The organism is Vibrio sp. PID17_43, from assembly GCF_002608565.1.
GTDB lineage: Bacteria > Pseudomonadota > Gammaproteobacteria > Enterobacterales > Vibrionaceae > Vibrio.
Genome location: NZ_LIXM01000009.1, coordinates 143,353 through 158,473, shown reverse-complemented (window position 1 = coordinate 158,473; position 15,121 = coordinate 143,353). Strand labels below are relative to the sequence as shown.

16 protein-coding genes are annotated in these 15,121 nt (G+C 42.4%); 13 read left to right on the top strand and 3 right to left on the bottom strand.

The genetic code is table 11. From position 1 onward, the window contains the following. The first annotated feature begins 357 nt into the window (after window positions 1-357). From AK965_RS08660 to tagD, 13 genes are all read left to right on the top strand, one after another. Complete coding sequence (locus tag AK965_RS08660; protein ID WP_099079230.1) at window positions 358-567, top strand: hypothetical protein; 210 nt, start codon at window positions 358-360, stop codon at window positions 565-567. A 64-nt stretch (window positions 568-631) separates the two neighbouring features. After that, on the top strand, window positions 632-1,306 hold the full coding sequence (locus AK965_RS08655; protein ID WP_099079229.1) for a YjbF family lipoprotein: 675 nt from the start codon (window positions 632-634) through the stop codon (window positions 1,304-1,306). Continuing rightward, complete coding sequence (locus AK965_RS08650) at window positions 1,303-2,055, top strand: capsule biosynthesis GfcC family protein (RefSeq protein WP_099079228.1); 753 nt, start codon at window positions 1,303-1,305, stop codon at window positions 2,053-2,055. Before AK965_RS08655 ends, AK965_RS08650 begins: the two co-directional genes overlap by 4 nt. Beyond that, entirely contained in the window at window positions 2,052-4,250 is a 2,199-nt protein-coding gene (locus AK965_RS08645) for a YjbH domain-containing protein (protein WP_099079227.1), read from the top strand. Before AK965_RS08650 ends, AK965_RS08645 begins: the two co-directional genes overlap by 4 nt. Before the next feature lie 674 nt (window positions 4,251-4,924). Beyond that, window positions 4,925-5,866: an ADP-glyceromanno-heptose 6-epimerase gene (gene rfaD, locus AK965_RS08640; RefSeq protein ID WP_099079226.1), complete on the top strand. Its 942-nt coding sequence runs from the start codon at window positions 4,925-4,927 to the stop codon at window positions 5,864-5,866. Between the two features lie 106 nt (window positions 5,867-5,972). Then, on the top strand, window positions 5,973-7,130 hold the full coding sequence (locus AK965_RS08635; protein WP_099079225.1) for an O-antigen ligase: 1,158 nt from the start codon (window positions 5,973-5,975) through the stop codon (window positions 7,128-7,130). Then, window positions 7,105-7,848, top strand: coding sequence for a glycosyltransferase family 25 protein (locus AK965_RS08630; protein WP_172438112.1), 744 nt, complete (start codon window positions 7,105-7,107; stop codon window positions 7,846-7,848). Before AK965_RS08635 ends, AK965_RS08630 begins: the two co-directional genes overlap by 26 nt. A gap of 157 nt (window positions 7,849-8,005) precedes the next feature. Then, window positions 8,006-8,989 carry a lauroyl-Kdo(2)-lipid IV(A) myristoyltransferase gene (gene lpxM, locus AK965_RS08625; protein WP_099079223.1) on the top strand — a complete coding sequence of 328 codons (984 nt, stop codon included), beginning with the start codon at window positions 8,006-8,008 and terminating at the stop codon, window positions 8,987-8,989. After that, window positions 8,989-9,711, top strand: a complete 723-nt coding sequence (locus tag AK965_RS08620) for a glycosyltransferase family 25 protein (protein ID WP_099079222.1) — start codon at window positions 8,989-8,991, stop codon at window positions 9,709-9,711. Before lpxM ends, AK965_RS08620 begins: the two co-directional genes overlap by 1 nt. After that, complete coding sequence (gene waaF / locus AK965_RS08615) at window positions 9,708-10,763, top strand: lipopolysaccharide heptosyltransferase II (RefSeq protein ID WP_099079221.1); 1,056 nt, start codon at window positions 9,708-9,710, stop codon at window positions 10,761-10,763. The genes AK965_RS08620 and waaF overlap by 4 nt, the downstream gene beginning before the upstream one ends. Beyond that, window positions 10,757-12,010 carry a lipid IV(A) 3-deoxy-D-manno-octulosonic acid transferase gene (gene waaA, locus AK965_RS08610; RefSeq protein WP_099079220.1) on the top strand — a complete coding sequence of 418 codons (1,254 nt, stop codon included), beginning with the start codon at window positions 10,757-10,759 and terminating at the stop codon, window positions 12,008-12,010. The genes waaF and waaA overlap by 7 nt, the downstream gene beginning before the upstream one ends. 1 nt (window position 12,011) lies before the next feature. Continuing rightward, window positions 12,012-12,749 (top strand): hypothetical protein, encoded by a 738-nt coding sequence (locus tag AK965_RS08605; protein ID WP_099079219.1) that lies wholly within the window; start codon window positions 12,012-12,014, stop codon window positions 12,747-12,749. A 3-nt stretch (window positions 12,750-12,752) separates the two neighbouring features. Beyond that, window positions 12,753-13,223 carry a glycerol-3-phosphate cytidylyltransferase gene (gene tagD, locus AK965_RS08600; RefSeq protein WP_099079218.1) on the top strand — a complete coding sequence of 157 codons (471 nt, stop codon included), beginning with the start codon at window positions 12,753-12,755 and terminating at the stop codon, window positions 13,221-13,223. Window positions 13,224-13,467: 244 nt separating this feature from the next. Here the strand turns inward: tagD and AK965_RS20675 are convergent, their stop codons facing one another. The 3 genes from AK965_RS20675 to AK965_RS08585 all read right to left on the bottom strand — a co-directional run bounded on the left by AK965_RS20675 (window position 13,468) and on the right by AK965_RS08585 (window position 15,107). After that, window positions 13,468-13,788: a glycosyltransferase gene (locus tag AK965_RS20675; protein WP_301182226.1), complete on the bottom strand. Its 321-nt coding sequence runs from the start codon at window positions 13,786-13,788 to the stop codon at window positions 13,468-13,470. A gap of 161 nt (window positions 13,789-13,949) precedes the next feature. Continuing rightward, window positions 13,950-14,678 (bottom strand): 3-deoxy-D-manno-octulosonic acid kinase, encoded by a 729-nt coding sequence (locus tag AK965_RS08590; RefSeq protein ID WP_099079217.1) that lies wholly within the window; start codon window positions 14,676-14,678, stop codon window positions 13,950-13,952. A 21-nt stretch (window positions 14,679-14,699) separates the two neighbouring features. Continuing rightward, the gene (locus tag AK965_RS08585; RefSeq protein WP_099079216.1) at window positions 14,700-15,107 is read right to left on the bottom strand and encodes a diacylglycerol kinase; all 408 of its coding nucleotides are present in this window, start codon (window positions 15,105-15,107) and stop codon (window positions 14,700-14,702) included. Between the last annotated feature and the right edge of the window lie 14 nt (window positions 15,108-15,121).

Below are 15,121 nucleotides of genomic sequence, written 5' to 3'. Positions count from 1 at the left end.
AACCGAGAAGGTTCGTCATTCTAGCGAGCTCAAGCGAGACTAAGAATCTAACCTCAGCAAGCTCCCCAACCAAATAGAGCCATCTCACTACCGCAAAATCGGATAGTAGGTCCTGAATCACGTTCGTTCCTCACGGTTCAGAATGACAAGTATTTTCCTTAATAGCTCAGAGACAAAATTTAAGCGTAATCCGTAATCCGTGACATTAGTTCCTAGGCCCTTTCTTTTAACCCCAGAACCTGTATTCCTTATAAGAAACTGTTTACATGCTGGTTGTTTTTTAACTAAAATAATCAATGGTGCACCATAAGTGCATCAAACATCGATGTTTTAAAATTAGAAATACAAGGATTAATAATGAAAAACACAGCTCTAGCTATTCTTATGGCGCTAAGCGCATCAACGGCGTTCGCAGCAACTGAAACAGGTACAACTGGTACAGCAGCAGCATCTGCATCAGGTACAACAGCAGTAGCAATCGGTGCGGCAGCAGCAGTAACAGTAATTGCAGTAGCAGCGTCAGATAGCGACTCTACAACAACGACTACTACTAGCGTTAAAAAATAAGTAAACTCACGTTTATTATGTCGCCCTGATTAATTCAGGGCGATTTTATTTGTAAGAGGGAATAATGACTACCTTTCGACCACGAACGTGGATGCAGCTGCTCGTTGCCCTGCCCGCATTAAGCCTGATTTTCGGTTGTACCCAAAAATTCAACGATGTTTCTGCAACAGCACAAGAAGCTTACAGTAACTACGTCGATGTAGAACTCACCGCAGAAGAAATTAAAGCCGTCCCTTACGCCAGCGCCTATTTAAAAATCGGCGACCAAAAACAAGTCTTTGTTGTTCTCGCCTTTGCCGAGCAAAACCCGTTAACCGGTAAAACCCAACTAAAATGGGTCAGTGCAGACAAGGCGATGGTGGTGACAGAAAACGGCCATATCGTAAAAACGATTGGCTTACAGAAGAATAATTTAGCGGGTGTGTACGGCAGCGTGCCGGCTTATACACCGAGTCAAATCGAGTACCCTCTCTCTTACGATTGGCGTGAACAATACCGCTACGGTTTTCCGGCGAAGGTAACGCGCACTTATCAAGGCACAGAGCCGGTCAATACGCCAATCTCTACCACTCAGACCAATGTCTACCGTGAATCGGTTCACTTTCCGACCTTATCGCAAAGTGTCGACAACGTTTATTGGGTCGATAACCAAGGGCAAGTCATCAAAACCTTGCAACACCTTGGGCCAAACATGGTGCCCATTGAGCTAACCATTTTGCAAGGGTACAGCAAATCATGAGCAAACGACTTTCCGCCCTTTTAACACTATCCCTGTTTGCCAGCACAAGCTTCGCTCAATCATCAGTAAAAACCCCTGATTCACTCCAGATGGAGTTATTGGGCACAGGCAAGCAATTGCAATCGGAGCAACCGGTGCGCTTAGAAGACGTGCTCAAACTGGCACAAGCGCAGAAAATGGTGCTGCAATACCCACTCGGCACCACATTGTTTGATGAGTCAGAACACGCAAAGCAAGAGACCACGGCGCTAAAAAACACCGTATTGAATCAGATGATTCAGTACAACTTAGCTGCGCATCCTTTGTATACGTTCATCCAGCACCAACAGTTTGCACCGCGAGTGTTGTCTGCTGTCGATATTGACCAAGTCCGCCTTGATAAATTTGATAACCCACTCCTGCGAGGCCAATTGTCCTTGGCAGCGGCAACGCGTGATGAGCAGGTTCGCTATCTTGGCAATCTAGACAATGTCTTTGCGGTCAGTTCACAAGCGGGCATTCCACTGCAACAACAACTTGATAATTTAGCGTCTCGAATCGGTGAACTTTCTCAGCCCCCTGTGCTGATCTACCCTGATGGTAATGTGGTGCAACCACACCATGGCGCTTGGCTAAACACGCAATATTACTTGCCACCACTCACCATGGTGTACATCCCTTTCGAGTCACTAGAAGAATCAGAAATGGATCAAAATATCATCAAGCTACTGACTCAACTTAAGCCAATGCCTTCGAAGACGCCACTATGACGCTAATTAGAACCAGTTTAACCCTTTCATTAATGGGCCCGGTACTCGTTTGGGCTCAAGAAATGCCTTTTGAAGCACCACCTTTGCAACCATCACAGATGGACTTTGGCGGTGTGGGCTTAATGCAAATGCCAACTGGCCGCATGGCGTCAGAAGGTGAATTCAACTTTGCTTTGACCGGCAGTGATGAATACCTATTCTACAACGTAACGCTACAAGTATTACCTTGGCTAGAAACCACAATTCGCTACACTAGGGTGAATGATGTTCTCTATAGTGAAGACCCAAGCTTTTCCGGTGATACCAAATTCACCGATAAAGGCATCGATTTTAAAATTCGCTTGTTAGAAGAATCCCAATACCTGCCAGAATTATCGGTCGGTATCCGCGACTTTGCCGGTACGGGCCTGTTTGATGGCGAATTTGTTGCAGCAACCAAGCGCTACTCTAACCCGAACGTAGGCAGCTTCGATTTTACGCTGGGCATGGGCTGGGGCTACCTAGGCACCCGTGACAACATCAGTAACCCCGCTTGCAAACTATCAGACAAGTACTGTGAGCGCCCTTCTGATTTTAAAGGTAACGGCGGCAATGTCGATTTTGAGCGCTGGTTTAAAGGCCCATCGGCGCTATTTGGCGGGGTGGAATACCAAACGCTGCATGCGCCACTGCGCTTTAAGCTCGAATACGACAGTAATGATTACAGCGAAGACTATCCAGTAACTCGTGGTAAAGTCGACATGACTCCACACACACCGTGGAACTTTGGTGTGCTGTACCGCTTAGGCCATATGGCGGATCTGCGCGTCAGCTATGAGCGTGGCGATATCTTAGTGGCGGGCGTGAACTTGTACACTAATTTTAATAAGATGCCATCGTTCTGGCGAGATACTCCAACACCTGAAGTAGGCGATCAACAACCGGATCAACTGTCTGATGTGGATTGGCAGCGAGTTACCGAAGAGCTCGATAAAATCGCTGGCTACGAGAATACGCAAATTTACGTAGAAAACGAGACGGTCTCGATTATTGGTACACAGAAGAAATACCGTGATCGTAACGAAGCACACGAAAAAGCCGCGGCGGTACTCTACAATCAAATGCCTGAAAGCGTAAACACTTTTACCATCAATGAACGAAATGGCGGTTTGATCAGCGACCAAGCGATTATTTCAAAAGACAAGTATCGAGATTTTGCGCAAGTAAACTACATCGAGCCAAAAATTGAAGACGCGGTTTCTACATCGAACGACACTCCTCAAAGCGAATTGACATACGATGGTTTTAAGCGTTTTGACTACGGCTTTTCTCCACAGCTAGTACAAACACTAGGGGCCGCTGAAACATTTTATTTCTTTAGTGTCGGTCTTAAGGGAGAAGCCTCTTACTGGCTAACAGACCAACTAGAAGTAGGAGGTGCGCTTTACTGGGATTGGTACAATAACTACGACAAATTTAACTACGTTACTCCGCCTGATGGCACCACAATCCCTCGCGTGCGTACTATGTTTAGAGCATATCGAGACGAATACCCTGTAACCATGCAAAACCTACAATTGACTTGGTTCCAAGAATACTCGGATACCATGGACCAGCAGTTCTATGCGGGTTACTTGGAAAGCATGTTTGCTGGTGTCGGTACGGAATTTTTGTACCGACCTCAAGGCGCTAACTGGGCAATTGGTGCGGATGTTAACTTGATTTCTCAACGTGATCCGCAAAGCTACTTTGGTGTTTACGATGAAAAGTGGCAATATGTTCCAGAATACGGAGATCCTTTCCAAGTCATCGATAAAGGATTTACAGGTTTCGTTTCTGCGTACTACTACCCGCAATGGGATTTCCTATCCAATTTGATGATTCAGGTCGATGTGGGGCAGTTCCTAGGTGGTGACGTTGGTACTCAGTTAAACGTAGCTAAACAATTTGATAGTGGCGTAATAGCTGGTGCTTATGCTTCGTTTACAAATTTAACTGCTGATGAATTTGGTGAAGGTAGCTTTACTAAAGGTCTCTATATTTCAATCCCATACGATATCATGACCGTGAAACCAAGTAATAATAGAGCAAACTTTTCTTGGCAACCGATCACTCGTGATGGCGGCCAAAAGCTAAATAGAAAGTATGATCTCATTAAATTGACGGACGAACGTAATCCTTGGTTACAAAGACCAAACCGTTCGGAAGTAAAATAGTAAAATCGATTAGGGGGCTTCGGCTCCCTTTTTGTTTTTTAAAGATCCTAGATTTTAGGGCCTAGGTTTTAGATCCTAGGTCCTAAGTGGAGCGTGCTGGAAGTTTGTGGATTTCATTACCTTTTGAGAAAGTGACTGGAATACCGAATACCGAGCGCTGCGCTTACAGAAAAACACTCACTGAACTAACGGCGTCATTCCGGACGAGCTCAAGCGAGCATCCGGAATCTATTATCAGCGCACTATTTAATTTCGGAATATCTCCTTAGTGATATCAAACTCGGTCTGTAGATTCTGAATCACGTTCGTCCCTCACTGTTCAGAATGACAGTTACTTTAACGCGCTCTCAACCGAGAAGGTTCGTCATTCTAGCGAGCTCAAGCGAGACTAAGAATCTAACCTCAGCAAGCTCCCCAACCAAATAGAACCATCTCACTACCGCACAATCGGTCAGTAAATTCTGAATCACGTTCGTCCCTCACGGTTCAGAATGACAAGTATCTTCCTTATAACTCAAAGACAACGATTGCGCATAATCCGTAATCCAAAACATTAGGCCCTAGGATCCTAGGACCTTTCTTTTACCCTCAAACCTTTCTTTCCCCATCCATAGCGCTATTTTTCGTTTCTTGCTAAAATTCCTGAGAAAATTTTAATCTATGGTGGAAGTCTTATGATCATCGTAACTGGTGGTGCTGGCATGATCGGCAGCAACATTGTTAAAGCGCTAAATGAAGCAGGTATTAACGATATTCTGGTTGTCGACAACCTAAAAAATGGCAAGAAGTTTAAAAACTTAGTTGATCTTGATATCACTGATTACATGGATCGTGACGACTTCCTTACCCAAATCATGGCTGGTGATGATTTTGGCCCGATCGAAGCGGTGTTCCATGAAGGAGCTTGCTCAGCAACCACTGAGTGGGACGGCAAGTACATGATGCTGAACAACTATGAGTACTCAAAAGAGCTACTTCACTACTGTTTAGATCGTGAAATTCCGTTCCTATACGCTTCATCTGCTGCGACTTACGGTGAAACCGATACGTTTGTTGAAGAGCGTGAATACGAAGGGGCACTCAACGTATATGGTTACTCAAAACAGCAGTTTGATAACTACGTACGTCGCCTAAGCCAAGATGCCGAAGAGCACGGTGAGAAACTGTCACAAATTACTGGTTTCCGTTACTTTAACGTCTACGGCCCACGTGAAGATCACAAAGGCAGCATGGCATCGGTAGCATTCCACCTGAACAACCAAATCAACGCCGGTGAGAACCCAAAACTTTTTGCTGGTAGCGAAACATTCAAACGTGATTTCGTCTACGTTGGCGATGTCGCTAAAGTAAATCTTTGGTTCCTAGAGAACGGTGTATCAGGCATCTTTAACTGCGGCACTGGCCGAGCAGAATCCTTTGAAGAAGTGGCAAAAGCGGTGATCACCCATCACGGCAAAGGCGAAATCCAAACCATCCCATTCCCAGACCACCTTAAAGGCGCGTACCAAGAGTTCACACAAGCCGATCTGACGAAGCTTCGTGCTGCAGGCTGTGACGTAGAATTTAAGACGGTTGCAGAAGGCGTTGCTGAGTATCTTGCGATTCAAAATAGCTAATACTATCGATTCCGTTTGTTACAACCATTTTGGAACGCCCTACAGTTTCAGTCTCTTAAAAAAAAGGAGCGGCCTTTGACTCCGCTCCTTCCTGAGATATTTTAAAATGAATAACGCACTTCGCTCAGTCGCACTCTTGCCGATTCTGTTTGTTTTTACCGCGATGTTTTGGTACGCCGATGCGACCAAAGATATCATACTCATTACTTTAGCTTCGATCGCAATCTATCAAATTGTCTATTTTCGAGCTCACCATCAATTCCATTTTCACTGGGATTGGATAAGCAAAGCTCTTATTATCATTTCTATTTACTATATTTTTAGCAAAGAATATCATGACTTTAGCTCAAGCACGCTTCGAGTTGTCATTTCAATAGCTTTATGCTCGCTTTTTCTCGCACGACCTAAGCTTTCAAAAAACATGCTAGCAGGACTTGTTGTGTTATCAGCAGTATCGGCATGTCTATACTATGTGCTGCTAGGCAGTGACAATATCTGGCATTTAAACCGCATAAACTTTGCGACATACACGGCTACCATTGCAATTTTGAGCCTTTACTTGGTCGCCCAGACACCATTATATTTCAAACTAACGGGTATCACCTCTTTCATCTTGGTTAGCTTTCCGTTTATTGGCGCTTCTTCTCGAGGGCCGCTACTCGCCTTAACTGTGGCTATCAGTATATTAATCTTGCAAGCCCTTTTTGAGAAGAAACCTAAAAACGCTCTTATCATTTTTTTTCTGAGTATTAGTGTTCTGACACCTCAGGTGCTATCCAACTCTTTTCTAAGCCACAAGTTAAATCAAGTGGGCGAGTACAATGAAAATACGTCAAATAAATCCTACAGTATCCACTCTAGACTAGAGCTATGGAAGGCAGGATTATCGTTTATCCCATCTGCGCCACTGCTTGGGCATGGCTATGAGGACAAGCCTTTACTACAAGAGCGCTTTGATAAACATGGCGGACTAGACTTAACCGTCCTGCATCACTACCACAATCAAGTCATTTCAAGTTGGGTTCGTGATGGTTTAATTGGCGTCGTCATCGTCATCGGTTTTTTGATTGTTCCGGTTGTTCATTACGTGCGGTATTTCATGCCCCGTACCGATGCTATGCTACTGGTATGTAGTGTATATGCGGTCTCAGGTTTAACCGATGTACCTTTAAGTAACGCGAGTACACTAAGCTTCTATTTATGTTGTTTGCTTTTATATTATTCAAATGAGTGCCGTGATGAAAATCTTCGTCTTAAGTCTTAAGAAGTCCATTGAACGCCGAGAGCGAATTAGCGCAATGCTCAATGCTGCCAATGTTGAGTTCGAATTCTTTGATGCTCTATCTCCTCAGGATTTAACAGATGCACAAAGAGAACAGGTAAAACCGGCTAAAACATACCGCTTAAAAGGCTACCAACTAACAGAGGGCGAAGTTGCCTGCTTTTTTAGTCATATGGCCATATGGCAATGGTGTGTCAAACATCAACAAGACGTACTAGTGTTGGAGGACAATGTCGATATTCATCCAGAGATCGCATCTTTAGTAACGGTATTGAAAGATGCAGATACCAAATTCACTCCTCGCGCGCTTGTTAAGTTAGCCGCATCCAAGCGAGGCATTCCATTTAAAACAGTAGAAGCGATAACAGAAACGTTTGCTCTCGGTGATTATGCTAGCCCCACAACGGGGGCTATGGGGTATTTAATACGCCCAGAAACTGCTTCACAACTTGTGAATCATGCCAAGGAAATACTCTTTCCTGTCGATGACTACATGGAAAAGGTCTGGATTCATGACATTGATATTATGAGTATCTTTCCTGACGTAGTATTCCGTGCAGCGATACCCTCGACCATTGGGCATACACGAAAATGTAAAGCCAAATTGGGTTTGACAAACAAGTTATACATCGAAGCCTTTCGATTCTATGAACAGTTAAGAAGAAAACTGTATTTGCTCACAAAGTATCATTCTAATTAACATGGATAATTTATACTCTTGTACTTTGCAATGAAGTAAATTCTCGAGCAATAACTACCTACGGATATCATTGACTCTTACGCTAGAATACATAACCATTTGGCTAGATAGCAATGAGCACCATAATTTTGAACAATAAAGGTTGTAAATTACTGTAATGACAACTGAACGTAATGACTTCGATCCTAAAGCTTATAACCCCAAGTTTGAGCGTCACTTTCTTGCGCCAAAATATTGGGGAACATGGTTAGGTGTCGTGCTTTCTTTACCACTTGCGATGTTGCCTTTAGGGGCTCAACAATGGCTTGCAAAAACCATCGCAAAAAAGCTGGCGAAATCACACAAGGGGCCTGCTCATCGTACTCGTGTGAACTTTGAATTGTGCTTCCCAGAAAAAACGTTTGCAGAGCGTGAAGCCCTTATTGAGAAGACCCTATATACCGCTGCCCTATTCTTTTTCCGCTTTAGTTTACTTAGCTTACGTTCACCAACGTGGTTGCAGCAACGTTGTCAGATCCGTGGCCTTGATATTTTGCAACAACACATCGACAACAATGAAAACGTCATCCTAATGGTACCCCATTCTTGGGCGATCGACATTCCTGCAATTTTGCTGGCTTCAATGGGCATGCCCGTCTCTGCAATGGCAAAAAAACAGAAAAATGAAGTGGCTGACTGGTTGATGCACAAACAGCGAGTGCAGTACGGCGGTCGTGTTTATGAACGTTCTGGTGGTATCAAACCGTTTTTGAAATCCATTCGTGATGGCTACATTGGTTACTACCTACCAGACCAAGATCACGGCCCAGAACACAGTGTGTTTGTCGATTTTTTCGCGACAAGAAAAGCAACGCTACCAGGCTTAGGTAAAATCGCTAAGTTATCACGCGCGAAAGTGTTACCAATGTTCGCTTCCATGAATACCGAAGATGGGTCATTTGATATCGAAATCCTACCAGCCTTCGAGTTAGACCAAGGCGAAGAGCAAGATGCTCGCACTTGTAATCAAGCCATCGAATATTTTGTCGAAACTAAACCTGAGCAATATATGTGGGTGTTACAGCTTTTACACTCTCAAGAAAACGGCAACAATTATTACAATCTATTTAAACCAAGATATAACAGAGACTGGAAAGTGTAGTGAAAGTATTTGTCGTGAGTTTGGCTCGATCGATCATTCGCCGAGAACGTATTGAAAAAAAATTAAAACAAGAAAATATCGAGTTTGAATTTTTTGATGCCATCGATGGCTCTGTGGACGGATTTTTACATTCAGAAAAATGCCGTCCAACAATAACTCAACAACGTAAGGGCTATCAGCTCAAAACAAGTGAAATTGCCTGTTTCTCAAGCCATTATGAATTGTGGATGCGCTGCGTTAATCTTGATGAGCCTATCGTTATTTTAGAGGATAACGTGAATCCTATTGAAGGGGTGAAAACCATCCTTCAAAGCACTTTCCCTCTAACAAAAAAATATGACTACATTAAACTTTCTGCGACTAAAAAACGTAAATTTACCCCAATTGTCGCTATCGACAATGAGCATTTTTTAGGTGGCTACTCTGGTGGCACCTGTGGCACAACGGCCTACATTGTGACTCCGGCTGCTGCCACTAAATTTGTCAATCATGCTCAAGAGTTTATTGAACCTGTAGATGACTACATGGAAAAGCCATGGCGTCATAACGTCCAAACCTATAGCGTCGCTCCGGATTTATTCACAAGAGCACAGATAGCTTCGACAATTGGTAGCAAACGAAAAGATAAGTCAAAAATGACGTTAGCTAACAAGATTTACGCAGAATTTTTTAGAACCTACGAATCTGTTCTTAAATTTTTGTACTGGAAGAATAAAGCATGAAAATACTCATTATCGGCCCTTCTTGGGTTGGCGATATGGTGATGTCACAATCACTCTACATCGTATTAAAGCAACTTCATCCAGAAAGCCAAATTGATGTGATTGCCCCTGGTTGGTGCAAACCCATTCTTGAGCGAATGCCAGAAATTAACCAAGCTATTGAAATGCCAATTGGGCATGGTGAATTCAACTTGCTTGGCCGTAGAGAAATCGGTAAATCGCTACGCGAGAAGCAATACGATCACGCCTACATTCTGCCAAAGTCCGCAAAGTCCGCACTGATACCATGGTTTGCGAACATTCCACTTCGAACTGGCTGGAAAGGCGAAATGCGCTATGGCCTGCTCAACGACATTCGTCCGAACATGAAATCTTTCCAATTCATGGTTGAGCGCTATGTGGCGTTGGCTTATTCGCAAACGGAGATGATCGATTCTTCTTCTTTAGGTGGTCTAGAGACCCTGCCTCGCCCAAGTCTGTTTATTGATAAAAAAGAACAACGTGCGACTATCGATAAGTTTAAGCTAGACCAAGAATCCCCGATTGTTGGTTTGTGCCCAGGTGCTGAGTTTGGTCCTGCGAAAAAATGGCCAGAAGTGCACTATGCAGAAGTCGCATCAGCTATGGCAAATCAAGGAAAGCAAGTGTGGCTATTCGGCTCTCAAAAAGATCTTGATACCTGTAACAATATTAAGAATCTAGTACCTACAGAGCTTCAGCAAAAAATTCATGTTCTTGCAGGGCAAACTAGCCTGATTGAAGCCGTTGATCTGCTTGCCGCATGCCAAACTGTCGTGGCAAACGACTCTGGTCTCATGCACGTGGCAGCCGCTGTTGGCTGTAATGTTGTTGCTGTCTACGGTTCCACGTCGCCGAAATACACGCCGCCACTGGCAGAAAAAGTCGAGATTGTTCATACCGACATTGACTGCCGTCCATGCTTTAAACGCGAGTGTCAGTTTAAACACTTGAAGTGTTTGACGGAGTTATCGCCTGAGCAAGTTCTTAACAGTATCCAAAAACTTGAAGCGATTACCGTCAGCCCATGTTAATTCGTATTATCTATACATTACTGTTAGCACTTGCCTCGCCGGTCTTGTTGTTTGGTTTGTACAAAAGCAAACCAAACAAGCCCAAGTTTGGTAAACGCTGGAAAGAGCACTTTGGCTTTACGCCGAAGTTAGAATCGATTGAGCGACCAATTTGGATTCATGCAGTCTCGGTCGGTGAGAGTATTGCGGCAATACCTCTGATCAAAGCCTTGAAAAAGCAAAAACCAGAGCAACCGATTCTCGTCACGACGACGACAAGTACTGGCGCAGAACAAATTGCCAAATTAGGCGATTTAGTTGAGCATCGATATATGCCTATAGACTTCGCTTTTGCAGTTAAAGGCTTTCTTAAAGCAACAAAACCAAAGCAAATGTTGATTATAGAAACTGAGCTTTGGCCAAATACACTCAACGCTGTTCACAAAGCCAATATTCCGATTAACGTGGTTAATGCTCGCCTTTCTGAAAAGTCATGTAATAACTACGCTAAAGTGCAGCCCCTGTTTAACCTTTTAATTCCTTGTATCAATAAAGTGCTGTGTCAAGCACAGTCAGATGCCGAGCGCTTCGAGCGTTTAAGCGTCGAAAAGAGCAAACTTTTTGTTACTGGCTCGATTAAGTTTGATATTCAGATCTCGGACGAAGTAAAAGAAAAAGGTAAAGCGCTTCGCACTGAACTTGGCCACGACCGCCCAGTTTGGATTGCCGCAAGCACCCACAAAGGCGAAGATGAGCAGGTACTGGAAGCTCACAAACAAATCTTAGAGTCTCAACCGAATGCGCTTCTAATCCTTGTGCCTCGGCATCCAGAACGATTCGACAACGTATTTGAGCTTTGCCAAAAGCAAGGGTTCGACACCATTCGTCGCACAAGCCAATCAATGGTGACAGAATCAAATCAGGTTTACCTTGGGGATACCATGGGTGAGATGTTGCTCTTGATGGGGGCTGCTGATATCTGCTTTATGGGCGGTAGCTTAGTTGGTGATAAGGTTGGTGGACATAATATAATAGAGCCATTAGCACTATCTATTCCTGTTCTGTCGGGACCAAGTTACTATAACTTCCAAGAAATAGTAGATACCTATATTGAACAAGGTTTTGTTACCATAGTTCAAAAGGAAACGTTGGAAACAGAAGTACTTCGTCTTTTAAATCGACAGACCAATACTTCACTTTCAGCAATAAAAATAACAAACTCACCGATACAAGCTACGATATATCATTTAATTCAAAGAGAGCAGTAGAATGTTATTAAAAAGAATTGAGCATTTTTTGAAGAACCTTGCTCTTGTAAAAAAATTGAGATCTAAGCGTAAGAAAACAAAAAAGAACAACGAACTCCCTAAAAATCAGGCGCACCTAGCAGATGAGGTACTCTGCTTAGTTAGGGATATAGAGCCTAATATCTATCCGATGTTCGGTACACTATTGTCTATCTATAGAGATTCTGAGTTTAAGTTTGCTGATGATTTTGATTTCGCAGTCAATGATAAGTCTTTGTTTAGTCATGATTTGATAGACAAGTTCGAAAGTCATGGTGCTAAACTTACATCAATTTCAACTGTAAACAATCACCTTGATATTGTTGAACTATCTTTTAATTTCAAAGGTGCAAAGGTTGACTTATTCTACATTGATAACGATGACAATTACTCAATACATCGCTGCCCAAACTTTAGAACAAACAAAAGCAAACCTAAAAAATTATTTAAAGGCGGTCTAAAATTTAATATTTACGAATCATACTTTGAAGTTAAGTACCCTAAAATAGCACTTAAAATAGATAAAAACTTTAATATTTCCATACCAAATGATCCTGTCTCAATTTTTGAGCGCCATTACGGCTTAGATTGGGCAACCCCTAAACTAACCAACTTTATAGATTTTAAATATTACACATTTATAGAGTTCGAGTCATCAACCATATCAGGTAGTAGCAAAAACCTAAAACGCTACTTTAAAAAGGCTATGTTGGAGAGCTAAAAATTGAAAAGAATTATTACATATGGAACATATGATTTATTTCATGCTGGGCATGTTCGCTTATTTAAACGATTAAAAGAAGAGAACTGCTTTCTTATCGTAGGGGTATCTACGGATGAATTTAATGAAGAGAAAGGTAAAAAGTCTATTTTTTCTTACGAAGAGAGAAAAACCATTGTTGAAGCTTGTAAATATGTTGATTTAGTGATTCCAGAATCAAGCTGGGAGCAAAAGAGAAATGATGTAATTCAACATAACATCGATGTCTTCGCTATGGGGGATGACTGGCAAGGTAAGTTTGATGACCTCTCAGAACTATGTGAAGTTAAGTATTTGAGTAGAACACAAAACATTTCTACTACTGACGTCAGAAAAGCTATTATTTCTAACAAGCTATCCCACATTGATGATGTCATAGAAGTAATGGAAGAAACCGCAAATCTCATAAAAAACTTGCGCCAATCCTTAAAATAACTAGGCGAGAGGTCACCTAGGACGATCTCTCATTTCCTAAACAAATACTTTTGACTTGTATATAGCTTACCCCAAAATCCCATATGCTTAGATTTCAAATATGATACTTTTTTAGGGTTTTTCCAGCTGAATTCCCCCCAATGAATAACATAGTTATCACTACATGGAATATGCTCTTTTCCTTTCCCTTTATATCCATGAAAATAATCAATTGGCAGAATCTTAATACCTTTATAATTTCCTTCTAAAAAAATTTGCTCATTATCTTTGGCCCCATAAAAAGAGGAGATTGCATGATTTCATTTTCATAGAAACAAATTACATCATTTAATACATCCGAATCTGGCATTGAATATATAGTTGATATACCAACATGATTTTCTGAGGCAAAACCTATGACAAACTGCTGACCTTCAAACAAATGAAAAGGTTTTTTTCTGATAGTAACATCTGTATCTAGGTACAAACCTCCTTCGTGCTGTAGTACCTTTAAACGCAGGTAGTCACTAACGAAAGCATAGAGTTTTCTGTCATAACATTCTTTAGCAAATTCACATTCATTTATCCATTTTTTAATGAGGCTGTCTTCTTCAGTCCAAACCTTGTACTCAAACCCCTACTTATTCCAATCATCAATACAAGCAAGGGCAAGAGCACTCAACCTATTACCTAGCCAAACAGCATGAATTTTCTCAATAACCATCTCTTACTCTCTCTAAGATATACTTAACCTTGCCGCTCAATTTGCAAAAAATCAGTGTCTTTCCAATGGATTTTCTTATTTAATAATTCTTTTTGAAAAGACCGCTTTAACCTATTTAAGTTACTTTGCTTCCAATCACCAGAAGCTTCCTGGCGACACTTATCAAAATCGATGATCCACACTTTATCTTGGTCATCAATTAGAATGTTATGGATGTTTAAATCCGTGTGGTTAACGTTCGCCTTATGCATCTTGGCAATCTCTTGCCCTATTTTCTGATACATAGCACTTGGCAATGGCTTTTCTTGCAAGATACTGACCAAGTCTCTGGCATTGGGGATCCGTTCGCTCAACAAATCCGCTTGGTAGGTAGGACCCGATTTAACCGCTCTTGCGGCAATTGGCCGCGGCACATTAACACCAGCATCAATTAGACGTTGAAGTAAATGGAACTCTTGCGCACTGCGCGTTTGTTCCCATCCCGCAAACCAATAGTGATCGTTAACGAGTTTGCCAAACAAGCCACCTCGACGATAATGACGCAACGCCGCCTGCATACCATCAATTTGTATACCCTCGACTTGCATACTCTCGAGTTGCACAAACCACGTGGTTCCTCGGCCCTTAGCGCTCCCCACGACTCGGTTTTGAGATTGCCAATAATTAGCATCAAAAATCGCCGGTGTTGGGTCGCTAATCCATTCATCGTCAAACCAAATGACGCTGTTATCATTTTGATAAATTGTAATCACATTGATCCTCAACGTCTTGACTTAACGCAGGTAAATACCACCAAGAATATACAACCAGGTAAACGCAGCAAAACCTAAGGTCACCATAACGGCTGCAGAACCGATATCTTTCGCTCGTCCGCTGAGTTCGTGATGCTCAGTGCCTATTCTATCAACAACCGCTTCTATCGCCGAGTTGATAAGTTCCACAATCAATACCAAAACCACCACTCCGAGCATCAAAATTCGCTCAACGATAGTCACATCGAAAAAACACACTAAGCCAATCGCAATCGCTAACAACACCAGTTCTTGCCTAATTGCCGCTTCATGTTTAAATGCCGCTTTTAACCCTTTCCAGGAATAACCTGTGGCCTTAATGATTCGTGTTAAACCGGTATTACCTGGCTTACCTGAAGTTTGAGAATGATGTGATTGCGTCTTTGACATTGCGACTATGCCCG